Source organism: Vibrio sp. 1562, assembly GCF_033340155.1.
Lineage (GTDB): Bacteria > Pseudomonadota > Gammaproteobacteria > Enterobacterales > Vibrionaceae > Vibrio > Vibrio alginolyticus.
Genome location: NZ_JAWOVY010000026.1, coordinates 15159 through 31875 on the forward strand (window position 1 = coordinate 15159; position 16717 = coordinate 31875).

The 16717-nt window shown below is 45.7% G+C and carries 14 protein-coding genes; 10 read left to right on the top strand and 4 right to left on the bottom strand.

The features are described 5' to 3' along the window. Positions 1 to 20 precede the first annotated feature (20 nt). Together R7Z49_RS20220 and argH are read left to right on the top strand one after the other, a co-directional pair. The gene (locus tag R7Z49_RS20220; protein WP_318111966.1) at positions 21 to 1235 is read left to right on the top strand and encodes an argininosuccinate synthase; all 1215 of its coding nucleotides are present in this window, start codon (positions 21 to 23) and stop codon (positions 1233 to 1235) included. A 242-nt stretch (positions 1236 to 1477) separates the two neighbouring features. Further along, entirely contained in the window at positions 1478 to 3352 is a 1875-nt protein-coding gene (gene argH, locus R7Z49_RS20225; protein WP_138939166.1) for an argininosuccinate lyase, read from the top strand. A gap of 194 nt (positions 3353 to 3546) precedes the next feature. Here the strand turns inward: argH and R7Z49_RS20230 are convergent, their stop codons facing one another. The 3 genes from R7Z49_RS20230 to R7Z49_RS20240 all read right to left on the bottom strand — a co-directional run bounded on the left by R7Z49_RS20230 (position 3547) and on the right by R7Z49_RS20240 (position 6593). Further along, a complete protein-coding gene (locus tag R7Z49_RS20230; RefSeq protein WP_025768083.1) occupies positions 3547 to 3828 on the bottom strand; it encodes a DUF3624 domain-containing protein in 282 nt (93 codons plus the stop codon). A gap of 372 nt (positions 3829 to 4200) precedes the next feature. After that, entirely contained in the window at positions 4201 to 5673 is a 1473-nt protein-coding gene (locus R7Z49_RS20235; RefSeq protein WP_053304156.1) for a dihydrolipoyl dehydrogenase, read from the bottom strand. A gap of 191 nt (positions 5674 to 5864) precedes the next feature. Beyond that, a complete protein-coding gene (locus R7Z49_RS20240) occupies positions 5865 to 6593 on the bottom strand; it encodes a redoxin family protein (RefSeq protein WP_005382781.1) in 729 nt (242 codons plus the stop codon). 169 nt (positions 6594 to 6762) lie between these two features. Here R7Z49_RS20240 and oxyR point away from each other — a divergent pair, with 169 nt between their 5' ends. Next, the gene (gene oxyR / locus R7Z49_RS20245; protein WP_005381326.1) at positions 6763 to 7674 is read left to right on the top strand and encodes a DNA-binding transcriptional regulator OxyR; all 912 of its coding nucleotides are present in this window, start codon (positions 6763 to 6765) and stop codon (positions 7672 to 7674) included. Positions 7675 to 7726: 52 nt separating this feature from the next. On the opposite strand, the gene R7Z49_RS20250 is transcribed toward oxyR, so the two are convergent. After that, positions 7727 to 10288 (bottom strand): penicillin-binding protein 1A, encoded by a 2562-nt coding sequence (locus tag R7Z49_RS20250; RefSeq protein ID WP_085570127.1) that lies wholly within the window; start codon positions 10286 to 10288, stop codon positions 7727 to 7729. 144 nt (positions 10289 to 10432) lie between these two features. Between R7Z49_RS20250 and pilM the strand changes: the two genes are divergently transcribed. From pilM to aroB, 7 genes are all read left to right on the top strand, one after another. Next, positions 10433 to 11449 carry a type IV pilus biogenesis protein PilM gene (gene pilM / locus R7Z49_RS20255; RefSeq protein ID WP_017821733.1) on the top strand — a complete coding sequence of 339 codons (1017 nt, stop codon included), beginning with the start codon at positions 10433 to 10435 and terminating at the stop codon, positions 11447 to 11449. Further along, entirely contained in the window at positions 11433 to 12008 is a 576-nt protein-coding gene (locus R7Z49_RS20260) for a PilN domain-containing protein (RefSeq protein ID WP_054577259.1), read from the top strand. The genes pilM and R7Z49_RS20260 overlap by 17 nt, the downstream gene beginning before the upstream one ends. Then, the gene (locus R7Z49_RS20265; protein ID WP_033907305.1) at positions 12001 to 12594 is read left to right on the top strand and encodes a type 4a pilus biogenesis protein PilO; all 594 of its coding nucleotides are present in this window, start codon (positions 12001 to 12003) and stop codon (positions 12592 to 12594) included. Before R7Z49_RS20260 ends, R7Z49_RS20265 begins: the two co-directional genes overlap by 8 nt. Continuing rightward, positions 12584 to 13099 (top strand): pilus assembly protein PilP, encoded by a 516-nt coding sequence (locus R7Z49_RS20270; protein ID WP_005382766.1) that lies wholly within the window; start codon positions 12584 to 12586, stop codon positions 13097 to 13099. Before R7Z49_RS20265 ends, R7Z49_RS20270 begins: the two co-directional genes overlap by 11 nt. A gap of 25 nt (positions 13100 to 13124) precedes the next feature. Beyond that, positions 13125 to 14870, top strand: a complete 1746-nt coding sequence (locus R7Z49_RS20275) for a type IV pilus secretin PilQ family protein (protein WP_318111967.1) — start codon at positions 13125 to 13127, stop codon at positions 14868 to 14870. A gap of 187 nt (positions 14871 to 15057) precedes the next feature. Next, positions 15058 to 15576 (top strand): shikimate kinase AroK, encoded by a 519-nt coding sequence (aroK, locus tag R7Z49_RS20280; protein WP_005381319.1) that lies wholly within the window; start codon positions 15058 to 15060, stop codon positions 15574 to 15576. Between the two features lie 32 nt (positions 15577 to 15608). Next, complete coding sequence (aroB, locus tag R7Z49_RS20285) at positions 15609 to 16709, top strand: 3-dehydroquinate synthase (RefSeq protein WP_005381318.1); 1101 nt, start codon at positions 15609 to 15611, stop codon at positions 16707 to 16709. Positions 16710 to 16717: the final 8 nt, after the last annotated feature.

Below are 16717 nucleotides of genomic sequence, written 5' to 3' on the forward strand. Positions count from 1 at the left end.
GTTAAGTTTGGAGAAAAAACATGAGCAAAGTGAACGTAAATAAAGTGGTAGTCGCATACTCAGGCGGTCTAGATACTTCAGTAATTATCCCGTGGCTAAAAGAGAACTACGACTGTGAAGTAGTGGCTTTCGTTGCCGATGTTGGTCAAGGTGCCGAAGAGATAGAAGGCATTGAAGCGAAAGCAAAAGCCTCCGGTGCTTCTGAATGCTACATCGCTGACCTGAAAGAAGAAATGGTCGCAGACTACATTTACCCAACGCTAAAAACCGGCGCGTACTACGAAGGTAAGTACCTGCTAGGTACATCAATGGCGCGTCCAATCATTGCCAAAGCGCAGGTTGAAGTGGCACGTAAAGTGGGCGCGGACGCTCTGTGTCATGGCTGTACAGGTAAAGGTAACGACCAAGTGCGTTTCGAAGGTGCATTCGCAGCACTAGCACCGGACTTACAAGTGATTGCACCTTGGCGTGAGTGGGACCTAGTGAGCCGTGAAGAGTGTTTGGATTACCTCGCTGAGCGTAACATTCCTTGCTCTGCGTCTCTTACTAAGATCTATTCACGTGATGCAAACGCATGGCACATTTCGACGGAAGGCGGCGTTTTAGAAGATACGTGGAACGCACCAAACGAAGACTGCTGGGTGTGGACTGTCGACCCAGAGCAAGCGCCAAATGAAGCGGAATACGTCACGCTGAAAGTAGAAAAAGGTGAAGTGGTCGAAGTTGATGGTGAAGCGATGACACCATACAACGCACTGGTTTACCTAAACGAGAAGGGCGCTAAGCACGGTGTTGGCCGTATCGATATCGTGGAAAACCGTCTTGTTGGAATGAAGTCTCGTGGTTGCTATGAAACACCGGGAGGCACCATCATGATGGAAGCGCTGCGCGCTGTAGAGCAGCTTGTGCTAGACAAATCATCATTCGAGTTCCGTGAGGAGCTAGGTCTAAAAGCGTCTCACCTTGTATACGATGGCCGTTGGTTTACGCCACTATGTAAATCGATCCTTGCTGCTTCAGAAGAGCTAGCGCAAGACGTTAACGGTGAAGTGGTTGTTAAGCTTTACAAAGGTCAAGCGACAGTCACGCAAAAACGTTCTGACAACAGCTTGTATTCAGAAGAGTTCGCGACTTTTGGTGAAGATGAAGTTTACGACCAAAGCCATGCAGGTGGGTTCATCCGTCTTTACTCGCTATCAAGCCGTATTCGTGCATTGAACAGCCAGAAGAAATAATCCCTTAACATCCATCTTGGATTGAATAAAGACCCGCCATTTATAGGCGGGTCTTTTGGTTTCTAAAAGCGGGTACCTAAATTTGTCTTGAATATATATGTAAAAATATTGAATTTATACTTTATTTTTTATCGAAATTGCCGTAACGTTGACCCATAAGAAAAAGTGAGCAAATGACCATCAAATTGGTTACTACTCATTCGAGAACGTTAGAGTAAGCAATAGTCATCAGGAGAGACGCAATGGCATTATGGGGCGGAAGATTTACCCAAGCGGCAGACACCAGATTTAAAGAGTTCAATGATTCGTTGCGTTTTGACTACCGATTGGCTGAGCAAGACATCGTAGGTTCAATCGCATGGTCTAAAGCTCTGCTTTCTGTTGATGTGCTATCGGCAGAAGAACAGCAAAAACTGGAACTTGCTTTAAATGAGCTGAAGTTAGAAGTGATGGAAGACCCTCACCAAATTCTTCGCTCTGGTGCAGAAGATATCCACTCTTGGGTTGAGCAGCAGCTAATCAGTAAAGTGGGAGATTTAGGTAAAAAACTCCACACTGGGCGTTCTCGGAATGACCAAGTCGCCACAGACTTGAAACTTTGGTGTCGTCAGCAAGGTCAGCAATTGTTGATTGCTTTAGATCGCCTACAAGCACAAATGGTCCATGTTGCTAAACAGCACCAAGGCACCGTATTGCCAGGCTATACTCATCTTCAGCGTGCTCAACCTGTAACCTTTGCTCACTGGTGCTTGGCTTATGTTGAAATGTTCGAGCGTGACTACTCTCGTCTGAATGATGCCTTACAGCGTCTCGATACTTGTCCACTTGGCTCGGGTGCGTTAGCGGGAACGGCTTATCCGATTGATCGCGAACAATTAGCACATAATCTCGGTTTCCACCGTGCTACGCGTAATTCACTCGATTCGGTTTCAGATCGTGATCATGTGATGGAGCTGATGTCGGTGGCTTCGATTTCTATGCTGCACCTTTCTCGTCTCGCCGAAGATATGATCTTCTACAATTCAGGCGAGTCAAACTTCATTGAGTTAGCGGATACGGTGACATCTGGTTCGTCATTAATGCCACAGAAGAAAAACCCAGATGCACTTGAGTTGATCCGTGGTAAGACAGGGCGTGTCTATGGCGCATTATCGAGCATGATGATGACAGTTAAAGCCTTGCCATTGGCGTACAACAAAGACATGCAGGAAGATAAAGAAGGGTTGTTTGACGCTTTAGATACATGGAACGACTGCATGGAAATGGCAGCTCTGTGTTTTGACGGTATTAAAGTGAATGGCGAGCGCACACTAGAAGCGGCGAAACAAGGTTACGCAAACTCGACGGAGTTAGCTGATTACTTAGTGGCGAAAGGCATCCCATTCCGTGAAGCTCACCACATCGTCGGTGTCGCGGTCGTTGGTGCTATTGCTAAAGGTTGTGCGCTAGAAGAACTGTCTATCGAAGAGTTAAAAGCCTTCTCAGAGGTCATTGAAGCGGATGTGTATGACATCCTGACTATCGATTCGTGTTTGGAAAAGCGTTGTGCTTTGGGTGGTGTTTCGCCTCACCAGGTCGCTTACGCGGTAGAACAAGCGGATAAGCGCCTGAGCCAGCGTGACAGCTCGGCGGTGAAAGTGCGTCCTGCACGTTTGACGGACATTGAAACGTTGGAAGGTATGGTTGCTTACTGGGCGAACCTTGGTGAGAATCTTCCGCGCTCTCGTAATGAGCTCGTGAGAGATATTGGCTCTTTTGCGGTGGCTGAGCATCATGGTGAAGTGACGGGTTGCGCTTCTCTATATGTGTATGACTCAGGGTTGGCAGAAATACGCTCTCTTGGTATCGAAGCGGGCTGGCAAGGCCAAGGGCAGGGCAGTGCGATTGTGAACTATTTGGTTGAGAAAGCGCGCCAGATGGCGATCAAGAAAGTCTTTGTTCTAACGCGAACGCCTGAGTTCTTTATGAAGCAAAGCTTTTTACCTACATCGAAGTCATTACTGCCGGAGAAAGTTCTGAAAGATTGCGATCAGTGCCCACGTCAACATGCATGTGATGAGGTAGCGCTTGAGATCAATTTAATGGAGCAAGTGATCCAAAAAACGCATGTGGCATGAACTGAAGTTGTGGAGTGATTTTATTAGCATTCAATGACATAGTCATTTTCCTGTTTACTTACATCAGTATTCGCTAAAAAAATCGAAAAAATTTGGAACCTTTGAGAGGAAGCCCGGTCTATTAAAGTACCACTGCTTTTTCTTAGAAGAATCTAAGAGAGCCCCAGAACTGACATTGGTTTTGGGGCTTTTTTCTATCTGTCACTTTTCTCTTTTTTATTGGCCTTTTTTTGTCCCTTTCGACGTTGCCAAGGCAAGATGACAAAACGCATCCATAAGTGTAGAAACAACAAAACGTTGAAAGCGAAGCCGGCAAAGATCAAAGCGATCGACTCGATGCTTTGTGGATCATCTTTGAGCGTAAACCACCACACAATCCAACACAGTACAGAAAGTACCGTCAATTGATCCAAGCATCGTTGGCAACGTCCAAGTTTTTTCCAAAACCAATGTTCCTCGCAGCGGCGACAAGTCATAGTGTTTTCCAAACCATTAGTGTTGCTTCAGATTATATATCTAACTAAATGGTGGAAAGCGTTTCTTACACGGGCTTAGAGCGCCATGACACAACCAAAAATGGAAAGTTAGCTTTGTAAAAGCTTTGTGGCACGTAATTGATGTATGGTGTGCTGTCAGTCTTTAACAGGAAATATAATGATGTCGACAGAGTTGAAACTTGCGCTGAGTATCGCTGGTGGGTTCTTTATGATCGGTGTTGTCGCGATTTATATGGTCAGCCGCTATGCAATGATGGCAGCGTAAGAGAGATTTTATTGCGCCGAAGTAACAAAGCAAAGCCTCGTTGATGACGAGGCTTTGCTTTATATTTAGATAGAAGCCTGAAAGCGTTAGCAGCCAGGGCCGCAGTCAAGGCAATGTTTCACCATTTCTGGCCCTAAGTGTAGTTTTGCATTCAAATCACGTAGAGCGGTGCGGACGCCTTCTTCAATCACTGGGTGATAGAAGGGCATATCTAACATCTCAGAAATCGTCATCCTATTTTGGTGCGCCCATGCTAAAAGGTGAGCAAGATGCTCTGCATTCGGGCCCATCATTTCTGCACCTAAAAAACGTCCAGTGCCTTGCTCTCCGTAGACATGCAGAATGCCTTTATTACGAAGCATGACGCGCGAACGTCCTTGATTTTCAAACGAGACTTCACCGGTTGCGAAACATCCACATGTGCCTAGACGTGTTTCTAGTTGTTTATATGTTTCTCCAACCATAGCAATTTGAGGGTCGGAGAACACGGCTGAAATTGGTGAGCGACGCAGACCCGCACGAATATCTGGGAAACGGCCTGCGTTGTCTCCAGCAATACGGCCTTGGTCAGCGGCTTCGTGCAGCAGTGGAATTTGGTTACTTGCATCACCTGCGATGAAGATGCTCTCTACCGAAGTTTGCAATGTGTAGTGATCCGCCGTTGGTACGCCACGTTCATCGAGAGCCACATTGGTGTTCTCGATCGCCAGCTTATCGACGTTTGGACGACGACCCGTTGCGGCCAATACGTAATCGACAACGAAAGTTTCTAATTCACCATCATGGTTGATGAATTGGATTTCGACCTTGTCTTCGCCGTCATTGTCTGACGAAGCAATGCGTTTCATACTTTCGACTTTTACATCTGCATCAAGGTAGAACTCTTCCTTAAAGGCTTTATCTGCATACGCCATCACCTCTGGGTCTGTCAGTGGGCCCACTTGTCCTCCAAGGCCAAAGAGCTTCACGTTTACTCCTAGGCGGTGTAAAGCCTGACCCAATTCAAGGCCGATGACTCCTGGGCCAAATACTGCCACGGACTCTGGTAAGTCATCCCAGTCAAATACATCATCGTTAATCACTAGGCGATCACCCAGTTCATTCCAAGCTGCCGGATATGCTGGACGAGATCCTGTCGCAATAACAATGCGCTGTGCGGTGACCTGAGTATGATCATCTATGATGAGAGTGTGGTCATCGGCAAACTTCGCGTAGCCCGATAGTTTGTCTTCAGCGGGAATATCATCGACACTTTCAAGCACAAAGCCAACAAAACGATCGCGTTCGCGCTTTACACGATCCATAACTTCTCGTCCGTTAATTCGTACTTCACCTTGCGGGTGTATCCCAAATCCAGGTGCTTTTTCGATTTGATGAACACTTTCTGCTGCCGCAATTAACAGCTTAGACGGCATGCATCCGACACGAGCACAGGTTGTTCCGTAGGGACCGCCCTCAATCATTACCACGCTGTTGGTATGAGCTTTTGCTGCTCGATAAGCACCAAGACCAGCCGTCCCGCCACCAATAATCGCTACGTCGACATTAACTTGTTTCATCGTGAACTCTCGCTTTTGTTTTAAGCCAAGCTAGCTACATTGAGCTTGGAGAGTGAATTGGATAGTTGAATCTGGATAAGTAGTCACCTTATTGGCAGATGACTACTTATCTAGACTAGTAGAAGAAGTGGTTTAGGGTTGGCCTCCGAGCCAAAAGGCACCGGAGACCGAGGGTGTAGGCTATGGACAGCTTAGCCTAGATACGCTTCTAGCTCTTCGCTACCGCCGATGTGCTTGCCACCGATAAAGACTTGTGGAACAGTCGTGCGACCAGATATAGCTCGTAGACTAACTGTTGTTGCGTCTTTACCCAGAATTACTTCTTCATATTGAAGACCGTGGTCAATCAGATTTTGTTTCGCTTTCATACAGAAAGGGCAGCCTGGTTTAGTGAACACCGTGATGGATTCTTGCGTTTTGTAGTCAGGCGCTATGTAGTTCAGCATCGTATCTGCGTCTGACACCTTGAATGGGTCGCCTGGTTCGTTTGGCTCAATGAACATTTTTTCCACTACGCCATCTTTTACTAGCATGCTGTAACGCCATGAACGTTTGCCAAAGCCGATGTCGTTTTTATCCACTAACATACCCATGCCATCGGTGAATTCACCATTACCATCCGGGATGAAGGTAATGTTTTCTGCTTCTTGGTCTTGTTTCCATGCATTCATCACGAACGTATCATTGACCGAGACACAAATAATCTCATCCACTCCGTGCTCTTTAAATACAGGGAACAATTCGTTGTAACGAGGTAGATGGCTTGATGAACAGGTTGGAGTAAATGCACCCGGTAAGCTAAATACGATAACGGTCTTACCTTTAAATAGCTCATCGGTCGTTACATTCACCCAAGAGTCACCTTGACGAACTGGAAAAGTAACTTGAGGGACTTGTTGACCTTCTTTAGATACAAACATAATGATTTCCTTTAACTATTTTAAACTATGCGTATAGAGCTTAGCGTTTTTCGTCGCTCTGTTTCGTTTTGTTGAGCCCATTATTGTAAAAATCCTTTGATAGCTCTAATCGTTTGGTGTTATGGTTTTGATAGGTATTAGCTATTGTTAAAGAAGCGAAGCGTGAATTATGAATATTCGAGATTTTGAGTACTTAGTTGCACTTGCGGAACATAAGCACTTTCGTAAAGCGGCAGAGGCATGTTTTGTTAGCCAGCCAACATTGAGTGGGCAAATTCGTAAACTAGAGGATGAACTCGGGACCACGCTTTTAGAGCGAAGCAGCCGACGTGTTTTGTTTACCGATTCAGGGTTACAGCTGGTGGAGCAGGCTAAACGCATCTTAAGTGAAGTGAAAACCTTCAGAGATATGGCAAGCGGTCAAAGCGGAGCTATGACTGGACCGATGCATATTGGTTTCATCCCGACGGTTGGGCCTTATCTACTACCCAAAATTCTGCCGCAGATAAAAGAAGCATTTCCTGAGTTGGAACTATTTCTGCACGAAGCTCAAACACATCAATTAGTGCGTCAATTGGAAGAAGGCAAACTAGATTGCTTAGTTTTAGCTTCGGTTGATGAAACTGCGCCATTTAAAGAGATCGAAGTGTATCAAGAGCCATTAAGTGTCGCAGTGCCATGTGACCACGAGTGGGCCTCTCTCGACCATGTTGATATGTTGGAGCTGAATGGTAAAACCGTTTTAGCGTTGGGAGACGGCCACTGTCTGCGAGATCAAGCGTTAGGTTTTTGTTTTGCCGCTGGTGCAAAAGACGATGAGCGTTTTAAAGCCACCAGCTTGGAGACGTTACGCAACATGGTTGCTGCCGGTGCGGGGATTACGTTATTGCCTCAGCTTTCTATCCCTAATGAGAAGCAAAAAGATGGCGTATGCTACGTACCAGCTGTTAACCCAACCCCCTCGCGTAATATCGTGCTCGTATACCGTCCGGGCTCACCATTACGAGCTAGGTTTGAAGCTTTAGCAGCGAAGATTAAAGAGGTGTTGGCTTCTTATCCATCATTGAATGCTGCAGCATAAAAAGCAGAAATAAAAAGGGAGAGCTTGATGCTCTCCCTTGTGCTTTTGTGATTTAGAACAGTTCTTCTGCGCCAGAACCTGAAGAATAAATACTATCTTCTAAACGGTCGCCAGCGTATTCGGTAGGCTCCGTGCCTTTTTCAAAGTATTCGAACATTGATGTGCTATCTACCTTGTGCGTTAGCATACCGCTGTTGCGATCAATACGAACTCGAATAATATCCTCTGGAATATTTTTACTTTGCTCCGGCGTCCCTTCTAGCGCAACACGCATGAAGTCAATCCAAGCAGGCTCTGCGGTTTTCGCACCCGACTCGGCACCAGAAATTTGGCCTTGCCCTAGGTTGCTGTTAACGGTGGTGCGGCCAAGTGCACGTGAGTGATCATCAAAGCCAACCCAAGCTATGGCAACGACACCAGGTCCATAGCCATTGTACCAAGCATCCTTGGAATCATTCGTTGTACCCGTTTTACCCCCGATATCACGACGACCAAGTTTTTGCGCGCGCCAGCCTGTACCATTCCAACCTGTGCCTTCACGCCAGTTACCGCCACCCCAAATGTTGCTGTACATCATCTCACGCATTAAGAATGCATTCTGTTCAGAGATAACTTGCGGTGCATATTGAGGTTCATCATTTTCAAGGGCATTGTCTGTTGCAAGGCCATCAATCGCGACGTCTTGTTCGCCAAATTCATCAGCGTAGCGATTTTCTGGCTGCTCGCTCATTTGCGGACAATCCTTATGACAAACACTCTTTGGATTGGCTTTAAACAGTACTTCACCGAATGCATCTTCCACGCGTTCTACATAGAATGGTTCAACGTAATAACCACCGTTCGCAAACACAGAGTAACCTTGTGCCACTTTCATTGGTGTTAAGCTGCCAGCTCCGAGTGCGATGGTCTCAGAGCGTGGTACTTGGTTAATATCAAAACCGAAACGAGTAAGGTACTGACGTGTCTCCTCGAGGCCAACTTCACGGAGTGTACGCACTGCCATGACGTTTTTTGATTGAGCTAAGCCGAGGCGAAGACGTGTTGGACCACCATAAGTTGGTGGTGAGTTTTTTGGTCGCCAAGCTGAACCAGAACCTGCATCCCACTTGTTAATCGGCGCATCGTTAATCAAAGTGGCTAGAGTCAGTCCTTTGTCAATTGCTGCCGAGTAGATGAAAGGCTTGATACTTGAACCAACCTGACGCACTGACATGGTTGCACGGTTAAACTTGCTGTGAACAAAGTTGAAACCACCAACCAGCGACAATATCGCGCCATTTTCTGGGTTCATCGCAACAAACGCGGTGTTTGCTGTCGGCACTTGGCTCAGTTTCCAGCTCAGTGTTTTGTTGTCATCTTCATCGGTTTCACTTACTTCGCGAACCCAAACTTGTTGACCTGTCGCTAGCACATCATGCGCTGACTTTGGTGTTGAGCCTTGGCGGTTATCGGTAATGTACTTACGCGCCCAGTGCATTCCAGTCCAAGGGATGGTTTGCTCTTCATGGTTCTTAACCCATACTTGCGCGGTCTTATCATCGACTTTCGTCACAACCGCAGGGTAAAGGTCACCATAAGTTGGCTGTTTCTTCAGGTGCTTTTCTATTTGCTCATTGTCCCAGGCCGCTTCCCCTTCTTTCCAAAGCACACTTTCTGCACCACGGTAGCCATGACGTTCATCGTATGACAAGAGGTTATTTACCGCAGACGTATTTGCAGCATCTTGCAGTTTAGAATCCACAGTCATGTAGATATTCAAGCCAGAGGTGTAAGCTTCTTCTTCACCGTATTCTTTTACTGCCCATGCACGAGCCAACTCTGCTACGTAAGGTGCGGAAAGCTCAATCTCAGCGCTATGATAACGCGCCACAATAGGCTCATTGCGTGCTTCGTCATACTGCTCTTGTGTAATGTATTTCTCATCAAGCATTCGCATTAATACAACGTTACGGCGTTTTGTTGCGCGCTCAAGAGAGTAAATTGGGTTCATGGTTGATGGCGCTTTTGGCATACCTGCGAGTGTTGCAATCTCACTTAACGTCAATTCATCAAGGCTCTTGCCAAAATACACTTGAGCGGCAGCACCAAAGCCATATGAGCGGTAACCAAGGAAGATTTTATTGACATAAAGCTCCATGATTTCTTGCTTACTTAAAAGCTGCTCAATATGGATAGCAATAAAAATCTCTTTAATCTTACGCATGATCTTCTTCTCATTAGATAAGAAGAAGTTACGAGCTAGCTGTTGCGTAATCGTACTTGCACCCTGTTTAGCCGAGCCTGAAACCGCAACAACAACCGCTGCACGAGTGATGCCGATAGGGTCGATACCGGGATGCTCGTAGAAACGGCTATCTTCGGTTGCGATGAGCGCGTGAATTAAGTCTTGAGGAATTTCGTCATAAGTAACAGGAATACGACGCTTTTCACCGAACTGTGCGATCAGCTTCCCGTCTTGACTAAACACCTTCATAGGTGTTTGTAATTCAACGTCTTTTAGAGTTGCAACATCTGGCAATTCAGGCTTCACGTACTGATAGAAGCCAAATATTGTGGTGACTCCAAGAATTATGCAAATCAATGTTAAAAATAATAAACGCTTTATGAACTTCACCGGAGAATCCCTGATTGGTTGAGGCTGTGTAACGGCAAACCCTTGTACTCTTAGGTCAAAAATTTAGCACATAAGAGATATTAACTCTTATTTGGATGCTAATAACAACCTTTGCACGAAGAAATTTCGGAGCGAGAGTAAGAGATGGATAAGCTAATCGTTACCGGCATCGATATAGGCCATAACAGCCTCAAAGCCGTAGTACTTAAACCCACAGGCAACAATTACGCTCTGTTGGGTTACAAAGAAATATTACTAAAGGAAGGTATTGTCGCTGAAAATAACACCATAAATCATCAAGAAATTGTAAAGACCCTCAAGCAGATAAAAAAAGAACTGCCTTTTGGCGCTAAAAAAGTTGCGATTTCAGTTCCTGATAACTCGGTAATTAGCAAGAAACTGCAAATAGAACAAAATCTTGAAGAGAGTGAAGTTGAGTTTGCAGTGATACAAGCCTTTTCTCATCAATCGCCATTCCCTGTCGAAGAGCTGAGTTTAGACTTCGTTCGTCTTCGCGCTGAGGGCGGGCAGAGTGGCAGTGATAGCTATCAAGTGTTTGCGACAAGAAAAGATGTGGTAGAAGGCCGAGTCGATGCATTACAAAAGTCCGGACTAAAACCTGTTTTAGTGGACGTGCATTCGCAAAGCCTTGGTCATATCTGGAAGCTCACCGCCGATCGCTTTCCTGACAAAAACAAATACTGCTTACTCGATATTGGCACCTTATCGAGCTCCTTCACCATGTTTACCGAACAAGGTGAACTGTTTCACAAAGAGTTTGCTTACGGCACACGCGGAGCAAACAGCGCTTCTCCAGTCGATTTTCTGTCCGATGATGCTCAGGAGAAAACAGAGCTGTTTAACCGTCAAATCATAGAGCGAGTAAAGCGCCAGATGCAGCTCTATACCTCAATCAATGGCTCACAAAACATCAAGGGTATCTGGTTATCAGGGGAAGGGGCCTCCACTCCCATGCTCGCAGAGGAGTTGTCTCAACAATTGTCGTTAGAGTGTGAATTGCTAAATCCGCTAGGGCTATTTGAGATGAAGGTGTCTAAGCGTAAGCGTCGTGCTGTGGATTGGCAGCATTTCTCAACAGCAGCCGGACTGGCCGTTCGTGGCATTCATTGGCTAGGAGGCGCCCGTGCTTTATCGCATTAATTTACTTCCTTGGCGAGAGAATCAAAGAGAAGAGCACCGACGTCGTTTCATCAGTTTGGTCGCATTAGGCATGTTGGTCGCTGTTGGCATCCAGTGGGGTATTGGAAAGTTTTTTGAGTACCAACAAGATCAACAACAGGATCGGCTCGATTACCTCACTCACTACATTGCCGAACTCGACCAGCGTATTGAAGCAATGAAAATTGCAGAGCAAGAGCACAGCAAAATCCTCGAACGTCTAAAGGTCGTTGAAGGTTTACAAAACGGACGAAACAAAACGACCGAGTTCATGAACTTAATGCCTGCCGTTATCCCTGAAGGTGTATATGTCGACAAGATCAAAATGAATGATCTGGAAATTGAGATCTCTGGGATCTCAGATAGCACTCCAAAACTTGCCACGATGCTGGACAACATGGAGCGCTCGGCCAAGTTGAACGACGTAGAAATGCATTCCATCGTTCACGGCAAAGCCCGTTTTGGGAAAGAGTTTCAAACATTCAAAGTGTCTTTCATGTTCAAAGTAACGGAGAAGAAATTGGAGGCTCAACGTGGTTGATTGGCAGGATCTCGAAATAGATGAAATGGCCGAGTGGCCATTGTTGCCCCAGATTGTAGTAATCGCGCTTCTGATCATGGCGATTCAAGGCTTAGGTTATTGGTTTTACCTTAAACCGAAAGAAGAACAGTTGAATCACTTGATCCAGCAGGAGCAGACACTCAAGGTGGCATTGAAGATCAAAGCGAACAAAGTGGCAGCGTTGCCTCAGCTTCAATCTCAATTGGATGAACTTACCACTCGTTACGAGTTATTACTGCAACAACTGCCTGCGCAAAAAGAGCTGGCTACAATGCTCGCTTCAGTGAATGAGCTTGGCATCGACAATAAGCTGACTTTCACCCGAATCGACTGGGGCGAAAAACAATCAGAGCACTTCCTTTATCGTCTTCCTTTAAACATAGAGTTAACGGGCGACTTTCATGACATCGGCCATTTTTCTCAGGCGATAGCGACGCTACCTCGAATCATCACGTTTAAAGATGTGACTTGGCAACGTGTCAGCCAAGAGAGTGAAACCCTGCACTTTCGGGTGCGCGCTAACACCTATCAGTTTAAGCCGGAGGAGACGAAAAATGACAAGTAAGTCTTTGTTGCTGGTACTGATGGGTTCTCTATTGATGGGTTGCCAGGCGAATGATGAATCATTGACGGATTTTATTCGAGGAGTGGAAACACAGGCGCGTCGAGAGGTCGAGAAGCTTAAGCCCGCAGACAAATATGTTGCAGTCACGTACGCACCGGAAGTACAGCGTGCACCCTTTGAATTACCCAAAGAAGCCACTATCGCGACTCAGCCAGTTGCAAGAAAAGATTGTTGGCAACCGCCCTCAAGAAGGCGAACTGGTAAATTAGAAAAATTCCCATTAAGCCAATTACGTTTGAAAGGTGTCATGGGCATGGATAACACGGTTTCTGGCCTTGTTCAGGCTCCCAATGGCACCGTCTATAAAGTTAAGCCGGGTCAATACCTTGGACGCAATAATGGCAAAGTGACCCATGTCAGCCACTCCTACTTGTTGATTAATGAAACGTTGCCCGACGGCTTAGGATGTTGGCAAAAACGTAAAGTTAAGTTGGCTTTGAGATAGCCCCATTTATTTTTGATATTGAGTAATGAAAATGAGACAAGGATTAACACGTACAGCAAGGATACTTACTGGGCTCTTCTCCTTATGGTTGTTTGTATTTTTAGCCCCTTTAGCGGCAGCTGAAGAAGTTTCGTCCAATGCCCTAAAAAGTATCGACTTTCGAACTAATAAAGATAAAGACGCCGTGATTGTCGTCGAATTGGCGTCACCGGCCGCGATTGTAGATATCAAGCGTGTACAGGAAGGGTTAAGTATCGATTTGCTTAACACTTCAGTAAAAGACGAGCAATTGTATCTCCTAGACGTGAAAGACTTTTCGACTGTGGTTGAGAGCGTAGAAGTGTTTCGCGACACCTCGACGACGCGCTTGGTTGCGCACATCAATGAAGAATACATGCATGATTACCGTTTAACGGGGCGTTTTTTGGAAATCAAAGTAGCGAAGATCAAACCCAATGAGAAAGCCCCAGATAAAAGCATTTTAGAAAGAGAAGGTAAGCTTATTTCGATTAACTTCCAAGATATTCCTGTGCGAAACGTCTTGCAGCTTATTGCTGATTACAACCAATTCAATTTGGTTGTCTCCGACTCTGTAGAAGGCAACCTCACGCTTCGTCTTGATGGTGTCCCTTGGCAGCAAGTGCTGGATATTATTTTGCAAGTTAAGGGGTTAGATAAGCGTGTTGATGGCAACGTGATTTTAGTTGCTCCGACTGATGAGCTGGACTTGCGTGAGAAGCAGCAGTTAGAAAAACAAAAACTGACGGAAGAAATGGGAGAGCTTTCATCTGAAATCATCAAAGTTAATTTTGCTAAAGCATCAGACATTGCGGAGATGATCAATGGTGAAGGAAATATCAGCATGCTGTCAGAGCGCGGCAGTATGACCATTGATGAGCGAACTAACTCGTTATTGATTAGAGAGTTACCTGAAAACATCGAGGTGATTCGAGAAATTATTGAGTCTTTGGATATTCCAGTTAAACAGGTTCAAATTGAGGCGCGTATTGTGACCATCAATGAAGGTAACATGGACGAGTTAGGGATTCGTTGGGGTTTTACGTCTATTAATGGCAGTAATACAGTGGGTGGTTCTATTGAGAACAACCTCGCCACGATCGGTCTCTATAATGGAGAAGGGGGTGATGACGGTGGTGACGGTGATGGAGTAGGGATCGATGACTTCCTAAATGTAAACTTAGCTGCAACCAGCCCGAATGCGACCAGCATTGCTTTTCAGGTCGCAAAGTTAGGTTCAGACACCTTGTTGGATCTTGAGCTTTCTGCGCTGCAACAAGAGTCTAAAGCTGAGATTATCTCGAGCCCACGTTTGATCACTACCAATAAGAAACCTGCCTATATCGAACAAGGTACAGAGATTCCTTACCTAGAGTCATCATCAAGTGGTGCAACGACGGTGACGTTCAAAAAGGCGGTATTAAGTTTGAAGGTAACCCCGCAAATCACACCGGATAACCGCTTAGTATTGGATTTAAGTGTCACGCAAGATAGACCAGGACAAGTCGTGAAGACAGGCACTGGTGAAGCTGTTGCGATTGATACTCAACGTATCGGGACGCAAGTGTTAGTGAATAACGGTGAAACGGTCGTTCTTGGTGGTATTTTTCAGCACAGCATTACTAACTCGGTGGACAAAGTGCCTTTGTTGGGCGACCTGCCGCTATTAGGTGCTCTTTTTCGTCGAAGTTATGAGAATGTTGGCAAAAGTGAGCTGTTAATTTTCGTCACGCCTAAGGTGGTGATTCAGTAGTTCTGTCTCGGGAAAAACTGATTAAATCAAAAATAAAGTTGCAATAGTGGCACCATGCTTGGATAATTTCGGGTCTTATCACGAATTATCTGTGAGGAACTGGTGCCACAAGCCTTGTAGAACAGCAGTTTAGCTGTGTTTTCTTGTGGCGATCTTATTGAATCAATGTTGTAAATTACTGCTAAACATGGCTGAGAAACGTAATATTTTCCTTGTTGGCCCAATGGGCGCCGGCAAAAGTACAATTGGTAGACATCTAGCACAGCAACTGCATATGGAGTTTGTTGACTCCGATACAGTGATCGAAGAACGCACTGGTGCAGACATCTCTTGGGTTTTTGATGTAGAAGGTGAAGAAGGCTTCCGCAAGCGTGAAGAAGCGGTACTTGAAGACCTAACACAAGAGCAAGGCATCGTGCTTGCGACTGGCGGTGGCTCTGTTAAGAGCAAAGAAAACCGCAATCGTCTTTCGGCACGTGGTGTTGTTGTTTACTTAGAAACGACGATTGAAAAGCAACTTGCGCGTACAAACCGCGACAAGAAGCGTCCTTTACTTCAAACGGATAACCCTCGCGAAGTACTGGAGCAATTAGCTGAAGAACGTAATCCTTTATATGAAGAAGTAGCGGATTACACTGTTCGCACTGACGATCAAAGTGCAAAAGTGGTAGCCAACCAGATCGTAAAAATGCTAGAAGAGAGATAAGTCTTTATCTTTTTTTTAATTGGAGCAAACCGATGGAACGGATTACGGTCAACCTAGCTGAGCGTAGCTACCCAATCTCTATTGGCGCCGGGTTATTTGAGGACCCGGCGTACCTCTCTCAAGTTCTCTCAAACAAAAATGCAAAACAAAAAGTTGTTGTGATCAGTAATGTCACAGTGGCGCCTTTGTATGCAGACAAAATTTTAAAGCAACTCGAGCAGCTCGGTTGTAGTGCATCCTTGTTAGAATTGCCTGACGGTGAACAGTACAAAAACTTGGATGTATTTAATCAAGTAATGAACTTCTTACTGGAAGGGAGTTATGCTCGTGATGTTGTGATCATCGCGTTAGGTGGTGGTGTTATTGGCGATCTTGTGGGTTTTGCGTCTGCCTGTTACCAGCGTGGGGTCGACTTTATTCAAATACCGACCACATTACTATCCCAAGTGGACTCTTCGGTTGGTGGAAAAACCGCGGTTAACCATCCGTTGGGTAAGAACATGATAGGTGCGTTTTACCAACCTAAAGCAGTGATCATTGATACCAACTGCCTGTCGACGTTGCCTGAACGTGAGTTCGCTGCGGGTATCGCCGAAGTCATTAAGTACGGCATTATTTACGATGCAGATTTTTTTGTATGGTTAGAAGACAATCTTGAGCGCTTGTATGCGTTGGATGAAGAAGCACTAACTTATGCGATCGCACGTTGCTGTGAAATAAAAGCGGAAGTGGTGGCTCAGGATGAGAAAGAGTCGGGCATCCGTGCTTTGCTTAACTTAGGTCACACCTTTGGTCATGCGATTGAAGCGGAACTTGGCTATGGCAATTGGCTGCATGGTGAAGCGGTATCTTCCGGCACTGTTATGGCGGCCAAAACGTCGCATCTACGTGGTCTGATCTCGGAAGAGCAATTTGAGCGTATTGTTGCGATTTTGCGTCGTGCAAAACTGCCTGTGCATACTCCAGACAGTATGAATTTCGATGACTTCATCAAGCACATGATGCGAGATAAGAAAGTCCTCTCTGGTCAATTACGATTGGTTTTGCCTACAGGCATTGGCACTGCCGAGGTAATTGCTGATACGACACAAGACGTACTCAAACAGGCAATAGACTTCGGTCGCGATATTTAACCTTGTAA

Excerpts from the sequence above, each read along its gene's own strand:
- R7Z49_RS20235 (WP_053304156.1), bottom strand. The coding sequence starts at position 5,673 with ATGAAACAAGTTAATGTCGACGTAGCGATTATTGGTGGCGGGACGGCT.
- pilM (WP_017821733.1), top strand. The coding sequence starts at position 10,433 with ATGGATAAGCTAATCGTTACCGGCATCGATATAGGCCATAACAGCCTC.
- argH (WP_138939166.1), top strand. The coding sequence starts at position 1,478 with ATGGCATTATGGGGCGGAAGATTTACCCAAGCGGCAGACACCAGATTT.
- aroK (WP_005381319.1), top strand. The coding sequence starts at position 15,058 with ATGGCTGAGAAACGTAATATTTTCCTTGTTGGCCCAATGGGCGCCGGC.
- aroB (WP_005381318.1), top strand. The coding sequence starts at position 15,609 with ATGGAACGGATTACGGTCAACCTAGCTGAGCGTAGCTACCCAATCTCT.
- oxyR (WP_005381326.1), top strand. The coding sequence starts at position 6,763 with ATGAATATTCGAGATTTTGAGTACTTAGTTGCACTTGCGGAACATAAG.
- R7Z49_RS20270 (WP_005382766.1), top strand. The coding sequence starts at position 12,584 with ATGACAAGTAAGTCTTTGTTGCTGGTACTGATGGGTTCTCTATTGATG.
- R7Z49_RS20275 (WP_318111967.1), top strand. The coding sequence starts at position 13,125 with ATGAAAATGAGACAAGGATTAACACGTACAGCAAGGATACTTACTGGG.
- R7Z49_RS20240 (WP_005382781.1), bottom strand. The coding sequence starts at position 6,593 with ATGTTTGTATCTAAAGAAGGTCAACAAGTCCCTCAAGTTACTTTTCCA.
- R7Z49_RS20220 (WP_318111966.1), top strand. The coding sequence starts at position 21 with ATGAGCAAAGTGAACGTAAATAAAGTGGTAGTCGCATACTCAGGCGGT.
- R7Z49_RS20230 (WP_025768083.1), bottom strand. The coding sequence starts at position 3,828 with ATGACTTGTCGCCGCTGCGAGGAACATTGGTTTTGGAAAAAACTTGGA.